At 64.8% G+C, this 15,484-nt stretch carries 14 protein-coding genes; 10 read left to right on the top strand and 4 right to left on the bottom strand.

The genetic code is table 11. The features are described from left to right. Positions 1-11 precede the first annotated feature (11 nt). The 4 genes from GV068_RS24245 to GV068_RS24260 are packed head-to-tail and all read left to right on the top strand — an operon-like array spanning position 12 to position 3,524. Positions 12-719, top strand: coding sequence for a ribonuclease HI family protein (locus tag GV068_RS24245; RefSeq protein ID WP_159704089.1), 708 nt, complete (start codon positions 12-14; stop codon positions 717-719). Next, positions 688-1,365, top strand: a complete 678-nt coding sequence (locus GV068_RS24250; RefSeq protein ID WP_159704090.1) for an HD domain-containing protein — start codon at positions 688-690, stop codon at positions 1,363-1,365. Before GV068_RS24245 ends, GV068_RS24250 begins: the two co-directional genes overlap by 32 nt. A gap of 51 nt (positions 1,366-1,416) precedes the next feature. Further along, positions 1,417-2,694 (top strand): MFS transporter, encoded by a 1,278-nt coding sequence (locus tag GV068_RS24255; RefSeq protein ID WP_159704092.1) that lies wholly within the window; start codon positions 1,417-1,419, stop codon positions 2,692-2,694. Next, the gene (locus tag GV068_RS24260; protein WP_159704094.1) at positions 2,694-3,524 is read left to right on the top strand and encodes an EamA family transporter; all 831 of its coding nucleotides are present in this window, start codon (positions 2,694-2,696) and stop codon (positions 3,522-3,524) included. Before GV068_RS24255 ends, GV068_RS24260 begins: the two co-directional genes overlap by 1 nt. 4 nt (positions 3,525-3,528) lie before the next feature. Here the strand turns inward: GV068_RS24260 and GV068_RS24265 are convergent, their stop codons facing one another. Together GV068_RS24265 and GV068_RS24270 are read right to left on the bottom strand one after the other, a co-directional pair. Beyond that, complete coding sequence (locus GV068_RS24265; RefSeq protein ID WP_159704096.1) at positions 3,529-5,691, bottom strand: TonB-dependent siderophore receptor; 2,163 nt, start codon at positions 5,689-5,691, stop codon at positions 3,529-3,531. A 172-nt stretch (positions 5,692-5,863) separates the two neighbouring features. Next, positions 5,864-8,071, bottom strand: a complete 2,208-nt coding sequence (locus GV068_RS24270; RefSeq protein WP_229464475.1) for a TonB-dependent siderophore receptor — start codon at positions 8,069-8,071, stop codon at positions 5,864-5,866. Positions 8,072-8,254: 183 nt separating this feature from the next. Here GV068_RS24270 and asd point away from each other — a divergent pair, with 183 nt between their 5' ends. After that, entirely contained in the window at positions 8,255-9,139 is an 885-nt protein-coding gene (gene asd / locus GV068_RS24275) for an archaetidylserine decarboxylase (protein WP_201303345.1), read from the top strand. Here asd and GV068_RS24280 read toward each other — a convergent pair. Then, positions 9,072-10,055 (bottom strand): LysR family transcriptional regulator, encoded by a 984-nt coding sequence (locus GV068_RS24280; protein ID WP_159704100.1) that lies wholly within the window; start codon positions 10,053-10,055, stop codon positions 9,072-9,074. The genes asd and GV068_RS24280 overlap by 68 nt on opposite strands. 106 nt (positions 10,056-10,161) lie before the next feature. Here GV068_RS24280 and GV068_RS24285 point away from each other — a divergent pair, with 106 nt between their 5' ends. From GV068_RS24285 to GV068_RS24300, 4 genes are all read left to right on the top strand, one after another. After that, positions 10,162-10,758, top strand: a complete 597-nt coding sequence (locus GV068_RS24285; RefSeq protein WP_159704102.1) for an FMN-dependent NADH-azoreductase — start codon at positions 10,162-10,164, stop codon at positions 10,756-10,758. A gap of 52 nt (positions 10,759-10,810) precedes the next feature. After that, on the top strand, positions 10,811-11,692 hold the full coding sequence (locus GV068_RS24290; RefSeq protein WP_159704104.1) for a pirin family protein: 882 nt from the start codon (positions 10,811-10,813) through the stop codon (positions 11,690-11,692). Positions 11,693-11,749: 57 nt separating this feature from the next. After that, positions 11,750-12,220: a hypothetical protein gene (locus GV068_RS24295; protein WP_159704106.1), complete on the top strand. Its 471-nt coding sequence runs from the start codon at positions 11,750-11,752 to the stop codon at positions 12,218-12,220. A gap of 85 nt (positions 12,221-12,305) precedes the next feature. After that, positions 12,306-13,157, top strand: a complete 852-nt coding sequence (locus GV068_RS24300; protein ID WP_159704107.1) for a hypothetical protein — start codon at positions 12,306-12,308, stop codon at positions 13,155-13,157. A 52-nt stretch (positions 13,158-13,209) separates the two neighbouring features. Here GV068_RS24300 and GV068_RS24305 read toward each other — a convergent pair whose 3' ends face one another. Further along, positions 13,210-14,352, bottom strand: coding sequence for an acyltransferase (locus GV068_RS24305; protein WP_159704110.1), 1,143 nt, complete (start codon positions 14,350-14,352; stop codon positions 13,210-13,212). Between the two features lie 104 nt (positions 14,353-14,456). Here GV068_RS24305 and GV068_RS24310 point away from each other — a divergent pair, with 104 nt between their 5' ends. Then, positions 14,457-15,428: a succinylglutamate desuccinylase/aspartoacylase family protein gene (locus GV068_RS24310; RefSeq protein WP_159704113.1), complete on the top strand. Its 972-nt coding sequence runs from the start codon at positions 14,457-14,459 to the stop codon at positions 15,426-15,428. The last annotated feature ends 56 nt before the right edge of the window (positions 15,429-15,484 follow it).

Genomic DNA, 15,484 nt, shown 5'->3' on the forward strand with positions numbered 1-15,484 from the left:
ATCCTTGCACCATGTCTCAGTCGCCTGACCACGCCGCCCTGCTCGCCGCCGCCTTCAAGGGAGAAATCGCCACCAGCCGCCAGCTCGCCGCCCGCACCGGCATGCCGGAAGCGGACGCGCTACGCGCCACGCTTATCCTGCGCGCCGGCGTCGCCGGACTCGACCATCTGCTGGCAGCACGCGCGGCCGCGCGCCTGCGCAGCGAACACGGGGCCCTGGCCCGCCGCGCGCACGTCGACGCGGCGCAGGCCAGGCGCGACCGCATCCCGTCCGCCGCCCCGGCCTGGCGCGCCTGGTTCGACGGCTCGGCACGGCCCAATCCGGGCCGCTGCGGCATCGGCGCCGTGCTCGAAGGCCCGGACGGCCTGCGCGTCGAACTGTCGCGCGCCGCCGGCTACGGCAACAGCAGCGAAGCGGAATACCGCGCCCTGATCGCCGTGCTCGAAGCCGCCGCCGAACACGGCGCCGACACGCTTGCCGTCTACGGCGACAGCCAGGTCGTGATCGACGACGTCAACGCGCCCGACAGTGCCAGCGCCCCGGCGCTGCGCGCCTACCGCGCCGAGGCGCGTGCCCTGCTCGCGCGCCTGCCCGGGGCCACCTTGCGCTGGATCCCGCGCCACAAGAATCCCGATGCCGACGCGCTGTCGCAGCGCGCCGTGCCGCCCACAGTTTCCGAAGAATTGCATGAACGACCCAAAGAACCCACCGAACCTTGATCTCGCCACCTGGCGTCCGCGCCTGGCCGCCATGGCGGCGGGCAGCAGCGGCGGAGACGGCGCCCACGACAGCGCCCACCTCGAACGCGTGTGGCGCAATTCCCAGGCGCTCCTGGTGCAGCACCCGGAAGCGGACGCGCTGGTGGTGATGGCGGCGTGCTATCTGCACGACCTGGTCAACCTGCCGAAGAACGATCCCGAACGAGATCAGGCCTCGCGCCGATCGGCGCAGCTGGCGCGCCACCAGCTGGCCTGGATGAACTTCCCGCCGGAGAAGCTCGACGCCGTGGCGCACGCCATCGAAGCCCACAGCTTTTCGGCCAATATCCCGGCCGAGTCGCTGGAAGCGAAGATCGTGCAGGATGCCGACCGGCTCGACGGCCTCGGCGCTGTCGGCCTGGCGCGCATGTTCTACATTGCAGGCCGGATGGGGAGCGGCCTGGCGCATCCGGACGATCCGCTCGGCGCCCACCGCATTTTTGATGACCGCAGCTATGCGCTCGACCACATCATGGTCAAGCTGGCCAAGCTGCCCGGCATGATGCAAACGGCCGGCGGACGCACGCTGGCCGAGGAACGGCTGGCGCGGCTGCTGGCCTTCCGCGAGGAGTTTGCCGCCGAGAGCGGTGTGCAGGACGGTGTCTGAACCGGCTTTCCTGATGTTAAGATAACTGCCTGTCACCCGTCCGAGGCATCCATGAGCAGCTCGACCGCGCCGCAGTCCACCACCGCGAAACCCGATTCCGGCAAGCTGAATTTCATCCTGATCTGCATCTTCATCGACATGCTCGGCATCGGCCTGATCGTCCCGGTGCTGCCGCTGCTGGTCGGGCAATTCGTCGCCGGCCGCGACGAGCAGGCGCTCTGGTACGGCGTGCTGGGCTCGACCTTCGGCGTGCTGCAATTCCTGTTCATGCCTGCGCTGGGAGCGCTCAGCGACCGCGTCGGGCGCCGCCCTGTGCTGCTGTATTCGATGGCCGGCATGGCCCTCAACTTCCTGGTGACGGCCTGGGCGCCGACCCTGTTCTGGCTGTTCATGGGCCGCGTCATCGGCGGCATGTCCTCGGCCAGCATGTCGGTGGCCGCGGCCTACGCTTCGGACATCTCGACCAGGGAAAACCGCGCGAAAAGCTTCGGCAAGATCGGCGCCGCCTTCGGCCTGGGCTTCATCTGCGGCCCCGTGCTCGGCGGCCTGCTGGGCAACAACAATCTGCACCTGCCCTTTTACGTGGCGGCCGCGCTGGGCGCCGCCAACCTTGTCTACGGTTACTTCATGGTGCCGGAATCGCTGGCGCCGGGCCAGCGCCCGCCCTTCTCCTGGGCGCGCCTGAATCCCCTGGCCGCCCTGCTGCGCCTGGTCAAGCGCAAGGACATCCGCGGCCTGATCATCGTCATCAGCCTGGTCACCTTCAGCCAGATGATGCTGCAGTCGACCTGGGTCCTGTACACCACCTTCCGCTTCGACTGGACCCCGCGCGACAACGGCATCGCCATGTTCTGCGTCGGACTGGTCTCCGCCGTGGTGCAGGCTGGCCTGCTCGCGGTGCTGATCCGGCGCTTCGGCGAAGTGCGCCTGTCACTGCTGGGGATCAGCTCGGGCGCGTTCACCTTCCTGGGCTATGGCCTGGCCACCCAAGGCTGGATGATGTATGCCCTGATCCTCTGCAACGTGCTGTCCTTTGCCGCCGGTCCAGCGCTGCAGGCGATCGTCTCGAAGACGACGCCCTCCAACCAGCAGGGTGAACTCATGGGCTCCCTGCAGTCGATCAGCAGCTTGGGCGTGATCGTCACACCGCTCATCGGCACCGCGATCCTGGCCAAGGTCAGCCACCTGCCGGCGGGTGACTGGCGCCTGGGCAGCCATTTCCTGCTGTGCGCCGCGATGCAGGCGCTGGCGGTGCTGGTGGCCTGGCATTACTTCCGCACCCACCACGTGCACGACAGCCACGGCGAGAGTCACAGCGCGAACGCCTGATGCCGGGGCTGGTCCTCGCCGCGGTGCTGTGCGCGGCCCTGCTGCACGCCGCCTGGAACGCCGCCATCAAAGCCGAGCCGGACAAGCTGCGCGCGGCCAGTGCAGTCACGCTCGGCGCCGCCCTGGTTGGCGCCATCAGCCTTTTGTTCCTGCGCGCGCCACTGCCGGCCAGCTGGCCTTTCATCGCCGGCTCGGCCGCGCTGCACCTGGTCTACTACCGGCTGCTGGCCGCCACTTACCGCGACGCCGACTTCAGCCACGCCTATCCCCTGATGCGCGGCGCGGCGCCGGTGCTGGTGGCGCTCGCCAACAGCGGCAGCGAAGCCCTGCATTCCGCGCAGGCGCTGGCGATCGCCCTCGTGTTCGCGGGCGGCGCCGTGGTCTGTGTCGGCGGCGGGCTGCACTCATCGCGCCGAACGCTGGGCCTGGCGCTCGTGACCGCGCTGGTGGTGGCCGCCTGCACGCTGGTGGACGGGCTCGGCGTACGCCGCTCGGGCGCGCCGGCCGCCTACACCGCCTGGCTGTTCCTGCTTACCGGGTTCGGTGTGACCTTGACCGGCCCGCGCCGGCTGCGCGGCGAACTGGGCGCCTACCTGGCAGCCCGGCCGCTGCTCGTGCTGGGCGGCGGCATTGCCACCGGCGGCTCCTACGGCATCGCGCTGTGGGCGATGACGCTGGCGCCGATCGCGGTGGTGGCGGCGCTGCGCGAGACCTCGATCGTGTTCGCGGCGGCCATTGCCGCCTGGGTGCTGCGCGAACGGGTCGGGCCCGCGCGCATCGCCGGCGCCGTGCTGATCGCAGGCGGCGCGGCGGTGTTGCGGCTGGCCTGAAGCCTTAGAACTTCATTTCCAGCGTGGTGCGCAGCTTGACGCCGCTCGGGTAGTTCCAGCTGCGCTTTTCCAGGCCGGTCACCGGATCGAAGTAGCTCGGTTCGAAGGAATCGGCTTCGGCCAACAGGTTGGATAGCGCGACGCGCAGCCGGGTCTTGGGGGTGAAGCTCCACACTGCATAGGTGTCCAGGTCGGTCCGGGCGACACGGTAGAAGCCGCGGTTGACATCGACCTGGATGTAACCGCCGCGCCGGTGCGCCACGCTGGCGCCCAGCGCCAGCTTGCCGGACTTGTAGTCGGCTCCGAGGTTGGCCGTCAGCGGCGTCTGCTGCTCCATGCGGTTGTGCGGACCCGGTACCGATTCGACCTGCGACCAGTTGCGGCTCACGCTGGCGCGCAGGTCGATGGCCGGGGCATCGGCAAACAGCGCCTTGAGCGGGAACTTGGTCTCGATCTCGAGGCTGCGCATCACGGCGCGGTCGTCGTTCACCGGCGTGAAGATCCAGCGCCGGCCATCGAAAAAGATATGGTTGCTGATGTAGTCGTCGATCCGCCGCAGCGCACCGCTGACGGACAGCATCGCCCCTTCGGCCCAGTAATGCTCCCAGGCGGCGTCGATGCCCCATGCCAGTTCCGGCTTGAGGTCCGGGTTGCCGCGGAAATCCGCTTCGGTCGCGCTGTTGTTTTCCCATTCCGAGCGCAGCGGCACGATGCTCCCCAGGTCGGGCGCCTTGTAGGTCCGGCTCACGGCGAAGCGCAATTGGTCGCCCTGCTTGTCGTCCTTGGTCGGGAATTTGTACAGGGTCTGCAGCACCGGGCTGAGAACGCTGGAGCGCACCCGCGTCGGCTCGACCGCGTTGCCCCTCACCTGCGTGCGCACGCCTTCCCAGCGGGCGCCGAAGTAGACCGACCATTGCGTGTCGATCGTCCATTCATCCTGCGCGTAGAGCGCGGCGCGGCCGACCCGCGCGCGCACGTCCTCGTCGAGCCGCATCCCGGCCGGGAACACACGCACGCGGTCGCGCTCGACGCGGATTTCCGAGTTGGCGTTGACGCGCAAGTCCCAGCCCATGGCCAGTACGTGGCCGCCGTCCAGCGTACGGGTCGCCTTGCCTGTCGAGTTGAGGCCCCTGGCGTGGTTATCGGACAGGGTGCTGCCGTCGGTCTCCGGCAAGCCGGTCGCGTCCAGGCCCCGCCGGCGCAAGAAGCGTTTGTTCGAGGACCACTCGGCGCCGAGCTTGGCCTCGAGCTTCAGCCCCGACTCCGTGCTGCGGCTCCAGCTCAGGTCGGACTTGAGCATGCGGTCGTCGAATTCGCCGAAGGTCTGCAGGTCTGGCGTGCGCGGCGGCAGGCCAATGGTGGTCGTGACTATCGGGTGGGCGCCGTTGCGGAAGCTGGAACTGTTGAACATCGTCTCCCAGGCGAGGGTGTCGCCGTTGTCGAGGGTCCAGTTCAGGCGCGGGCTCAGATTCAGGCGGTTCATGTGCCCCTTCTCCGGCGCATGGGTCGTGCGCGCCATGTCGACCACGCCGTCAGGCCGGATATTTTGCTCGGAACCACCCCACTCCCGGTCCAGGCTGTCGTGGTTGCCGCTGGCCGAGAACGACCACGAGGATTTGTCGCCGCGGTCGGCCAGCTGGGTGCTGAAGGTCGGACCACGGAAGTCCTCGGACAGCAGGTAGCCCAGCTTGGCCTCGCGTTCGCGCTTGTTCGCCTTCTTGCGCAGCACGATGTTGATGGTGCCGGCCACCGACTCGGCCGAAAATTCCGCGGTGGCGACGCGCAGCACTTCGATGCGCTCGATCATGTCGGGCGACAGGGTGTCGAGGGCGAAGCCGGCGGGCGTGCGTTCGCCGTTCACCAGGATCTGGGTGTAGCCGCCGCCCAGTCCGCGCATCCTGACCTGGGTGCTGCGTCCCGACCCGGTGGTCACCGTCACGCCCGGGATGCGCTTGAGGACGTCGGCGACGTTGCTGTCGCCGTAGCGGACCAGCTCTTCACGGTTGACGACGATACGGGCGGCAGTGTCGTCGCGGCGCGCGTCATAGCTCGCGCCCTTTACTTCGACCTGCGCAATGGCGCCGTCGGTAGCGGTCTGCTGGGCCGATGCCTGGGCGCAGATGCCGGCGACGAGGACTACAAGATAGCGGGGGCGCAGCAAGGTCATGCTCCAGTCTCCAGAAATAGTTGTTCAATTTGTGTGAAGAACTATATTCCAGTTAATGGCAGAATGTAACCGCCGCACGGTACATTTTATTGCTATCACATAGCAATTTTGAATTCCATGCAAAAGAAAAGCCCGGCACATGGCCGGGCTCGACGTTGGAGAACGCGTTTCTTTAGAACTTCAACTCGTAGGTGGCGCGGTAGCGCACGCCCTGCGGGAACACCATGCTGCGGGTCTGCGAGCCGATGCGCGCATCCTCGTAGGTGCTTTCGTTGACGAAGTCCTGGTGGAAGATGTTGCTGATTGCGAAACGCAACTGGCGCTTGGCGTCGAACTTCCACAGTGCGTACCAGTCCAGTTCCCGGCGCGGCGCGACATAGGCGCGCTGGTTCAGCGATACGCGTACTGGGCCACCCGTACGGAAGGCGAAGCTGCCGCCGGTGCTCAAGGCGCCGCGCTTGTAGTCGGCGCCCAGGCTGACGGTCAGCGGAGTCTGCTGGTCGAGGCGGTTGTCCGGGCCAGGCACCGATTCCACACGCGACCAGTTGCGGTTGACGCTGGCGCGCAGGTCGAGCGCTGGGGCATCGTCCATCAGCGCCTTGAGCGGGAACTTGGTCTCGATTTCCAGCGAGCGCGTGGTCGCGCTGTCCTGGTTGCTCGGCGTCGTGATCCAGCGCTCGCCGTCGAAGAAGGTCAGGTTGCGGGTAAAGTCGGTGATCTTGCGCGAGGAGACGCTGATCGACAGCAGCGCGCCTTCGGCCCAGTAATGCTCGTAGGCGGCGTCGATGCCGAAGGCCAGTTCCGGCTTCAGGTTCGGGTTGCCGCGATAATCCGGTTCGGTCGAACTGTTGTTCTCGCTGATCTGGCGCCGTGGGGTCAGGCTGCCCACGCTCGGCGCCTTGTAGGTGCGCGTGAGCGCCAGGCGCAGCTGGTCGCCCTTCTTGCCCGGGATTTTGTACAGCGTCTGCATGATCGGGCTCCAGACATTGGAGCTGGCCTTCCCGTCCGGGAAGGTATTGCCGGTGACGTCGGTGCGGATGCCTTCCCAGCGCGCACCCAGGTACATCGACCATGCCGGCGTGATGTTCCACTCGTCCTGGGCAAAAACGGCAAGGCGCTTGACCTGCGCTTCCGAGGTTTCGTACTGCGGCACGTTGCCGCTCACGCGCACCAGGTTGGTGTCGCGGCGCTCGTCGTCGCGGCTGTCCACGCCGCCGTCCCAGCCGAAGGCGAAGGTATGGCCCTTCTCGATCGTGCGGCTGTACTTGCCGGTGCTGTTCATCCCGCGGTCGCGGCCCGCGAGCACGCTGGTGGCGTCCAGCAGCGGCACGCCCGCCGTGGTGCTGGCGGTGCGGTGCGAGGTGCTGTCGTTCGCCCCGGCCTGGACGCCGATCTTCAGGTCGAGCTTGCCGCCCGACTCGAACTTGCGCGACCAGGTCAGATCCGAGCGCAGGAAGTTGTTCTCGGCCTTGAAGGCATTGAACAGGTCCGGGTAGCTTGGCGCCTGGCCGACGTAGGTGGTGGTCGGCTGGTGGAAGCGGTTCTGGAAGCGGTTCGCGTTGATGAATGTCTGCGAGGTCAGGGTGTTGTCCTGGCCCAGGGTCCAGTTCAGGCGCGGGCTGATGTTCAGGCCCGAGACCTGGCCATGCTGCGGCAGGCGGCTGGTGCGGTACAGGACGGTCTGGCCGTTCGGCGCCACGCCGATCTCCGTGCCCCAGGATTCGAAGTCGAAGCGGTCGTGCATGGCGTTGGCCGACACCGAGTAGGCGAAATTGCCGTCCTTGTCGGACAGCTGCAGGTTCGCATTCGGCCCCCAGCTGTTGCTCGATGCCTGGGCGCCCAGCTTCAGCTCGCGCATGCGGTTCTTCACCGAGCGCTTCAGAATGATGTTGATGGTGCCGGCCACCGACTGGGTCGAGAACTCGGCGCTGGCGGCGCGCAGCACCTCGATGCGCTCGATCGAGTCCGGCGCCAGCGAATCCATGGTGAAGCCGGCCGGGGCGCGCTCGCCGTTGATCAGGATCTGGGTATAACCGGCGCCCAGGCCGCGCATGCGGATCTCGCCACCGCGGCCATTGCTGCTGTTGACCGTGATGCCGGGCACGCGCTTGAGCACGTCCAGCACATTGGTATCGCCGTATTTGGTGATCTCCTCGCTGCTGACGACCACCTTGGCAGCGGTATCGTCGCGCCGTGGATCATAGGTGTCGGCCGTGCCCTTCACTTCCACCTGCTGGATCTTCTTGCCCTGCTCCGCCTTGGGCGCCTCAAGCTTGACAGGCGCCTGGGCCTCCTGCGCGGACGCGCCGAGGATCGGGAGGCAAAGGGTGATCGCGGCGGCAAGCGCGGTCATGCGGAACGGGCTGGATTCGAAGGACATGGCTACTTCAAAAGTGAGAGGAATAGCAATTGTCCCAGAAGCAACTCCCGAAGTCTGCAAGAATCGAATATGCATATGGCAACTTTTTGATGCATACGCCCCGGCACGCAACACTGGAGTACACTCGGGCCTGGAGCGGCACTCATGCTTTTCTGTACATTTCTGTGCAACAAGGCCGCTATAATGCGCGATCGTTTCCACACCGAGAGGCCTGTCAAAGTGTCCCGTCTAAAAGTTCTGCCCCAATATGTAATGCCGAAAACGGCGCTGACCAACTTCGCCGGCCGCGTGGCGGGCGCCAAGGGCGGCGCGATGACCACGCGCCTGATCCGCTGGTTCGTCGGCAAATACGGCGTCAACATGGACGAGGCGGCGAACCCGGACATCGCGAGCTACAGCAGCTTCAACGAATTCTTCACGCGCCCGCTGCGCGGCGATGCCCGACCGCTGGCGAACGCCGATTTCGTCTGCCCGGTGGACGGCGCCATCAGCCAGTTCGGCGACATCGACGACCACCACATCTTCCAGGCCAAGGGCCATCAATTCACCTCGGCCGAACTGGTCGGCGGCGACGCCCAGCTGGCGGCGCACTTCCAGCACGGCCACTTCGCCAACCTGTACCTGAGCCCGAAGGACTACCACCGCATCCACATGCCCTGCGACGGGCGGCTGACGCGCATGATCTACGTGCCGGGCAAGCTGTTCTCGGTGAACCCGACCACGGCGCGCGGCGTGCCGGGCCTGTTCGCGCGCAACGAGCGTGTCGTGTGCGTGTTCGAGTCGGAAGAACATGGCCCCTTCGTGATGACCCTGGTCGGCGCCACCATCGTCGGCAGCATGGCCACTGTATGGCACGGCGTGGTCAATCCGCCGCGCATGCCGCGCCTGTACGAGTGGAGCTACGAATCGCAGCCGGTGCTGCTGAAAAAGGGCGAAGAGATGGGCCGCTTCCTGCTCGGCTCCACCGTCGTCATGCTGTTCAAGAAGGGCGCGATTTCCTTCAACCCGGACTGGGCGCCGGAGCGTCCGGTGCGCCTGGGCGAGATGATGGGGAACCGTCCTCGCTGATCGTGGGCTGCGGCCGGTGGCCGCGTTCCGTACACGCCGTTTCGATCAAATCCAGGAAAGCCCGGGTCTTGGCCGGCATCAGCCGGCGGCCCGGAAAGACCGCCCATCCCCGGGTGGTCGGCGGTTCCCATTCCGGCAGCACCCGTACCAGTTCCCCGGTTTGCAGATAGGGGCTCGCGAAAGTCAGCGAGCTCGCGGCGATGCCCGCCCCGCGCGCCGCGAAGCGCGCCAGCAGCTCGGGCGAGTTGGCGGTCAGGCGCGCCGTCACCTGCCGTTCCCAGCGCAGCTTCCCGCGGCTGAGCACCCAGGGCGCCGCGCCCCCGTAGCGGCTCAGCAGGCACAAGAGGTCGTGCCGCATCAGGTCGTCGGGATGCTCGGGCAAGCCGTGGCGCGCCAGGTAGGCGGGCGATGCGTACAGTCCCCAGTGCTCGATGTTGATCGGGCGCGCATGGAGCGAGGCGTCGTCGGGCAGGTCGCCCATGCGGATCGCGATGTCGTAGTTCTCGGCGATCAGGTCGACCCGCCGTGGCGACAGGTCCAGCTCCAGCGACACCGCCGGATAGCGCGCGATGAATTGCGCGATGACGTCCTGCAGGCCGAGGTTGGCGAAGTCGCCGGGGAGCGAGATGCGCAGCTTGCCGCTCGGCTCGCCCTGGCGGTGCTGGGCCAGCGCGCCGGCCGCCTCCACCTCTTCCGCCACCTTGCGCGCATGCTCCAGGAGGCTGGCGCCGAACTCCGTCAGCATCAGTTTGCGCGTGGTCCGCTGCAGCAGGCGCTCGCCCAGGGTCTGCTCCAGCAGGGAGATGCGGCGCGAGACGGTCGATTTCGGCAGCTGCACGCGCTCGGCGGCGCGGCTGAAACTGCCCGCCTCGACGATGCGGGCGAATAGCAGCAGGTCATTCGGTTCGACGTCCATGATTGTTCCATCAGCAGAATAATGTTATCCATTTTAATGGCTTCCGACTTGATTTTGGAACCTTTACAGTGTGTCCATCGACTACCCACTCACGAAGGACACCGACATGAACATCCTGCAAATCACCTCCAGCGTCCGCGGCAACGATTCGGAATCGACCCGTGTCGCCAACCTGATCGTCGACAAGCTGGTCTCCTCGAACCGTGACGCGAACGTCGTGCGCCGCGACTTCGGCGCCCAGCCGCACCCGCTGCTGGACGGCGCCGCCGTCGGCGCCCTGTTCACCCCGGCCGAACAGCGCAGCGTTGAACAGTCGGCCCGCGTGGCGCTGGACGACGCCCTGATCGCCGAGGCGCAAGCCGCCGACGTGATCGTGATCGGCGCCCCGATGTACAACTTCGGCATGCCGGTGCAGCTGAAGAACTGGTTCGACGCGATTGCGCGTTCCGGCGTGACCTTCCGCTATACCGAAACCGGTCCGGAAGGCCTCTTGAAGAACAAGAAGGTGTACGTGGCCACCGCCCGCGGCGGCGTGTACCCGGCGGATGCCGATCCGCAAGTGCCGCACATCCGCATGCTGCTGAACTTCCTGGGCCTGACCAACCACACCTTCATCTACTCGTCCGGCCTGAACATGGGTCCGGATGCGGCGGCCAAGGGCAAGCAGGAGGCCGACGCAGCGGTGGAAGCCGCGCTGGCGTAAAATCTCGCCGCTGAAGAAGCGGCGGGCAACCGATCAACACAAGGAGAACAGCATGACCGAGCAGACTACTATCGCAACGATCGCAGGTATCGCAAAGAGCCGCGGCGTCGAACGCCTGATCCAGGGCCAGTTCGTGATGGACGGCGCGGGCGTGAAGATCAACCGTGTGCTGACCGGTTCCCTGCAGCGCCGCCTCGACCCCTTCCTGATGCTGGATGCCTTCGGCAGCGACAAGGCGGGCGACTACATCGCCGGCTTCCCGGAGCACCCGCACCGCGGCTTCGAGACCGTGACCTACATGCTCAACGGCCGCATGCGTCACCGCGACAGCGCCGGCAACGAAGGCCTGGTGACCAACGGCGGCGTGCAGTGGATGACGGCGGGCCGCGGGGTGATCCACTCCGAGATGCCGGAGCAGGATGAGGGCCTGATGGAAGGCTTCCAGCTGTGGCTCAACCTGCCCGCCAGGGACAAGATGATGGACCCGTGGTACCGCGACATCCCGACCGAGGAAGTGCCGCGCTTCACGAACGAGGACGGCGTGACGGTGCAGGTGATCGCGGGCGAGACCCACGGCGTGAAGGGCGCGGTGCAGCGCGCGCACACCGAGCCGTTGTACCTCGACATCGAGATCCCGGCCGGCGTGACGTTCGAGCAGCCGATCCCGCAAGGCCACAACGCCTTCATCTACGTCTACCGCGGCGACGCGGTGGTCGAGGGCAAGGGCGTGGGCAAGACGCGCATGGCAGTGCTGGACAATGCCGCGGGCGCCGATGGCGTGCGGATCAAGGCGGTGGAAGCGACCAAACTGATCCTGCTGGCCGGCCGTCCGCTGAACGAGCCGATCGCGCAGCATGGCCCGTTCGTGATGAACACGACCGAAGAGCTGTACCAGGCCTTCGATGATTTCCGGGCTGGCCGTTTCGCTGCCTGATACGAAAACGCCAATACGCTACACTGACGGGATGACGCACGTTCATCCCGTTTTTTTATGCCTCTGATCGACACCGTCGCCGACCTGCTCGCGCGCGCCAGCCGCGCACTTGGCTTCGAGACCGCGGACTCCTTCCCGCCCGGCCACGCCTACACGCGCACGCGCTGGAACAAGGCCTATTTCGATATCCCCTCGGACCTGAAGCCCGACGCGATCGAGCAGCGCATGTGCGAGGCGATCGCCAACACCCCTACCCTGTTCGGCGAAATCCAGAACCCGACCCCGCGCATGCAGCGCACCCTGCTTGGCATCATCGAGCAGCGCCTGCGGCGCGGACAAGGCGCGCCTGGCGACCTGGCTGCGCTGCTGGTGGCGGCCTACCGCAGCCCGCATACCATGGAAACCGTGCCGGGCCTGCGCCAGGCCATCCGCGATACCTCAGGCTACGAGCCACACGTGCAGGCCAATGCGATCCTCGCCTTTCTAGCGGATGCGCCGGCCTCTTTTGGTGTAGTTGAGCTTAGCTAAAGGCCTATTCGGATCTGGTAATATTCATCTGTTCAAAGCTAAGTTTCAGGTACTATTATCCGATTAATGTTCTATACAAAGTAATATGAACAGTATCGCGCCTCTAGTTAATGAGATTGGTGCCGACGACGGCCAAAAGGTAATCCAGCTCAAGGATAAGCTATCTACAAAGCTCTATTTCAGTTCCCTCTATTTCGTCACAGTGGGTGTTCTCTACCTGTGGGGTTACTGGCCAAGCTTCGGAATTAACATACTCGAGTACATCGCTGTCACGGACATATTGAAATTAACAGCGTATCCAATCGCCGTCACCCTTCTACTTCTCCTATTAGGAACTAGCTTGGGAACGATTGGGCACAACCGGGAAGAAGACGAGTCCCTAGAGCATTTGAGCATCGCCGAGCTCGAAGCTAAGCGCCTCAAATTGCGTCGAAGACTTCTGTTCCTTAAAGGTGGATGGGTTCTAAGCTTTATCGTCGCACTCTTTTGCGACACAATCTTTTTGTGGTCGCTTCTACCTTATTCTATTGCCATGATCGTGATGTACTGGCTCCGAGACCACGTGACTAATATCTCTTGGCTCCCGAACAGAAACGCGCGTATTCTTGTAGTCTATCTGTTGGTTGCCCTACCTTTCCTGGCGTATGGAAAAGGACGCATCGCCGCTCAGCGAGTAGTGGAAGGAACCGCATACACCTACCTAGTCTCCGGTGTCGGTGACTCATCTGCGAATAGTAAACCCGAGACAAAGATGCGGTACCTTGGGCATGCAGGAGAACACTTATTTTTCTACGACCCTAAAACATCTGCAACTGTCGTAGCGAAAATGGAGTCAGATAAACCGCTAATCCTGAAGGCCTCGTCAGACCAAATACGCTTCGATGAGGTTTTACCTACACTTCGTCGACATGCACTCGAAAAATTGATTAGCCTCTAGCCCTGAGTTCACTGACGAGCTGTCCAGTTTTCATCACATCCACTTAGTGACGTCAAAGGGCTGAATTTTTTCCGACTTTATCTGTTGTTACAGACCGAGAGTTCGCCGGAAAATATCGCATGCGCAGGAGCATAAAGGGGGTCTCTATGTGCTTGTACAGTAGCCATCCGGTCAGCACCGACAAAGTCAGGAGCGCGGCGATGGTCAGCGGGTGTTCCGCGCCGAAACCCCGCTGCGCCATCCATTTGGCGGCCATCACGCACAATGGCTTGTGCAGCAGGTAGATCGCATAGGACCAAAGCGCCAGCGCTCCCGCACCGGGCACCTTCAGCCTGCGCAGCAAAGAATCTTCAGCCACCGCCGCGACGATCAGGAGGGAAAAACCCAGCGCCATCAGCGGGAAGCCGAACACGGTGATGCCAAAGCCGTAGCGGTCATCCAGGAAGAACCAGAAGGCGACGGCGCAGGACAGCAGGCCGAGGCCACCCATCAGGTTGCCGTGACGCGTCAAGCATCCCCACGCGCCGGGATGGTGGTTGCGCAGTATCGCCAGGCTTACGCCGGCCAGCAGCTCGTCGAATCTGCATAAGCTGGAGTAATAAATCCACTTGAAATAGAAGTAAAGCTTATGAGTCTGGCCCGCCATCTCCTGCCACAGGTCGGCGCGCACCAGCATCCCGGCGACGAAAGCCAGCGCGATCGCGGTCCATGCCAGGCGCAGCGAGCCGCCCCACAGCGCGCCGAGCAGCGCCACGGCGGGCAGCAACAGGTAGAACTGTTCCTCGATCGCGAGCGACCAGCTGTGTGAAAAAGCGCTGCCCGGTTCGAGCGCGAAGTTCTGAATAAAGGTGGCGTATTCCCACAGCGCCAGCAGCGGATCGTCGCCGCGGAAGGCCGGCCACAGGAAGTACAGGGCCAGCACCACCCAGTAATTGGGCAGGGTGCGCAGCAGGCGCCGCGCGTAGAAGCGCCTCAGCGAGAAGCCGCCCGGGCTCTTCATCGCGGCGAAGATCTGGTTGCCGATCAGGTAGCCCGAGAGGGCGAAGAACAGGTCGACGCCGACCCAGCCGATCTGGCCCACCCAGCCGAAGGTCGGCGCATCGCTGACGAACAGCACGTAGTGGTGCAGCACCACCAGCGTGACGGCGAGTGCGCGCAGCGTGTCGAGGCCATGGATGCGGGTGGATGTGGACATTGGGGGCAATTGGCAAGCAAGTTGCGGATCATGCCATGCCGGCCTCAATTTCTCAATTTGCCGATAGAATGTCGGCACCCATCATTTCCATCCATCGCAACGCAATGACTTCCCCCAGCCAGTATCAATTCAAATCCGTTAACTACACCGGCATCCAGCCGGGCCCGCGCGTCATCATCATGGGCGCGACCCATGGCAATGAAGTCTGCGGCACGATCGCGATCCGCCGCGTGATGGAGGAAATCGACAGTGGCAAGCTGCACATCGCAGCCGGCAGCGTGACCTTCGTGCCGATCGTGAACCCGAAGGCCTACGAACAGAACACCCGCAACGGCGACCGCAACCTGAACCGCAACCTGTTCCCCAAGGACGACCCGCAAGACTTCGAGGACCAGATCGCCAACTGGCTGTGCCCCCTGCTCGCCCAGCACGACGTGCTGCTCGACCTGCACTCCTTCAATGCCACCGGCGGCCTGCCCTTCGTGATGGTCGGCCCGCTGAACAATGATGGTCCGCTGCAGCCCTTCAAGCATGCGGAAAAAGAACGCGCCTGGGCGCGCCGCCTGGGCGTGACGCGCTTCGTGGATGGCTGGCTGGCGGCCTACGGCGACGGCGTCAAGCGCCGCAGCCGCAATGCCGATGAACTGGAAACCGTGCTGCGCTACGGCGTCGGCACCACCGAATTCATGCGCACCACGGGCGGCTATGCGCTGACTCTCGAATGCGGCCAGCACGTCGACCCGCAAGCCCCAGAAGTCGCCTACCGCGCCATCATGAACACCCTGGCGCACCTAGCGCTGATCGCCGCGCCCGACCCGGAGCCGATCGCTTTCGACAAGATGGAAGCACTGTCGATGGTGGTGGTGCATGACAAGCTGCACGCGGACGACCAGTTCTCGCGCCAGTGGGCCAGTTTCGACCCGGTGGCTGAAGGCGACGAGATCGGCGTGCGCGCCGACGGCAGCAAGGTCACGGCCGAATTCAGCGGCCGCATCCTGTTCCCGGATGCGAAGGCCGGCGCCAACTCGGAGTGGTACTACATGACCCGCCCCAATCCATCGTTCGGCCGCGAGTAAGCAGGCCATCCCTGAAGCACGAAATAAGGCGGCCTCAGCAGGATTTCCGAACATAT

The sequence above is a fragment of the Massilia sp. 9I genome (assembly GCF_902506415.1).
Taxonomy (GTDB): domain Bacteria; phylum Pseudomonadota; class Gammaproteobacteria; order Burkholderiales; family Burkholderiaceae_D; genus Telluria.

Bases quoted from the DNA above. Each gene is read 5' to 3' on its own strand.
- GV068_RS24245 (WP_159704089.1), top strand. From the start codon at position 12: ATGTCTCAGTCGCCTGACCACGCCGCCCTGCTCGCCGCCGCCTTCAAG.
- GV068_RS24250 (WP_159704090.1), top strand. From the start codon at position 688: ATGAACGACCCAAAGAACCCACCGAACCTTGATCTCGCCACCTGGCGT.
- GV068_RS24255 (WP_159704092.1), top strand. From the start codon at position 1,417: ATGAGCAGCTCGACCGCGCCGCAGTCCACCACCGCGAAACCCGATTCC.
- GV068_RS24260 (WP_159704094.1), top strand. From the start codon at position 2,694: ATGCCGGGGCTGGTCCTCGCCGCGGTGCTGTGCGCGGCCCTGCTGCAC.
- GV068_RS24265 (WP_159704096.1), bottom strand. From the start codon at position 5,691: ATGACCTTGCTGCGCCCCCGCTATCTTGTAGTCCTCGTCGCCGGCATC.
- GV068_RS24270 (WP_229464475.1), bottom strand. From the start codon at position 8,071: ATGTCCTTCGAATCCAGCCCGTTCCGCATGACCGCGCTTGCCGCCGCG.
- asd (WP_201303345.1), top strand. From the start codon at position 8,255: ATGCGCGATCGTTTCCACACCGAGAGGCCTGTCAAAGTGTCCCGTCTA.
- GV068_RS24280 (WP_159704100.1), bottom strand. From the start codon at position 10,055: ATGGACGTCGAACCGAATGACCTGCTGCTATTCGCCCGCATCGTCGAG.
- GV068_RS24285 (WP_159704102.1), top strand. From the start codon at position 10,162: ATGAACATCCTGCAAATCACCTCCAGCGTCCGCGGCAACGATTCGGAA.
- GV068_RS24290 (WP_159704104.1), top strand. From the start codon at position 10,811: ATGACCGAGCAGACTACTATCGCAACGATCGCAGGTATCGCAAAGAGC.
- GV068_RS24295 (WP_159704106.1), top strand. From the start codon at position 11,750: ATGCCTCTGATCGACACCGTCGCCGACCTGCTCGCGCGCGCCAGCCGC.
- GV068_RS24300 (WP_159704107.1), top strand. From the start codon at position 12,306: ATGAACAGTATCGCGCCTCTAGTTAATGAGATTGGTGCCGACGACGGC.
- GV068_RS24305 (WP_159704110.1), bottom strand. From the start codon at position 14,352: ATGTCCACATCCACCCGCATCCATGGCCTCGACACGCTGCGCGCACTC.
- GV068_RS24310 (WP_159704113.1), top strand. From the start codon at position 14,457: ATGACTTCCCCCAGCCAGTATCAATTCAAATCCGTTAACTACACCGGC.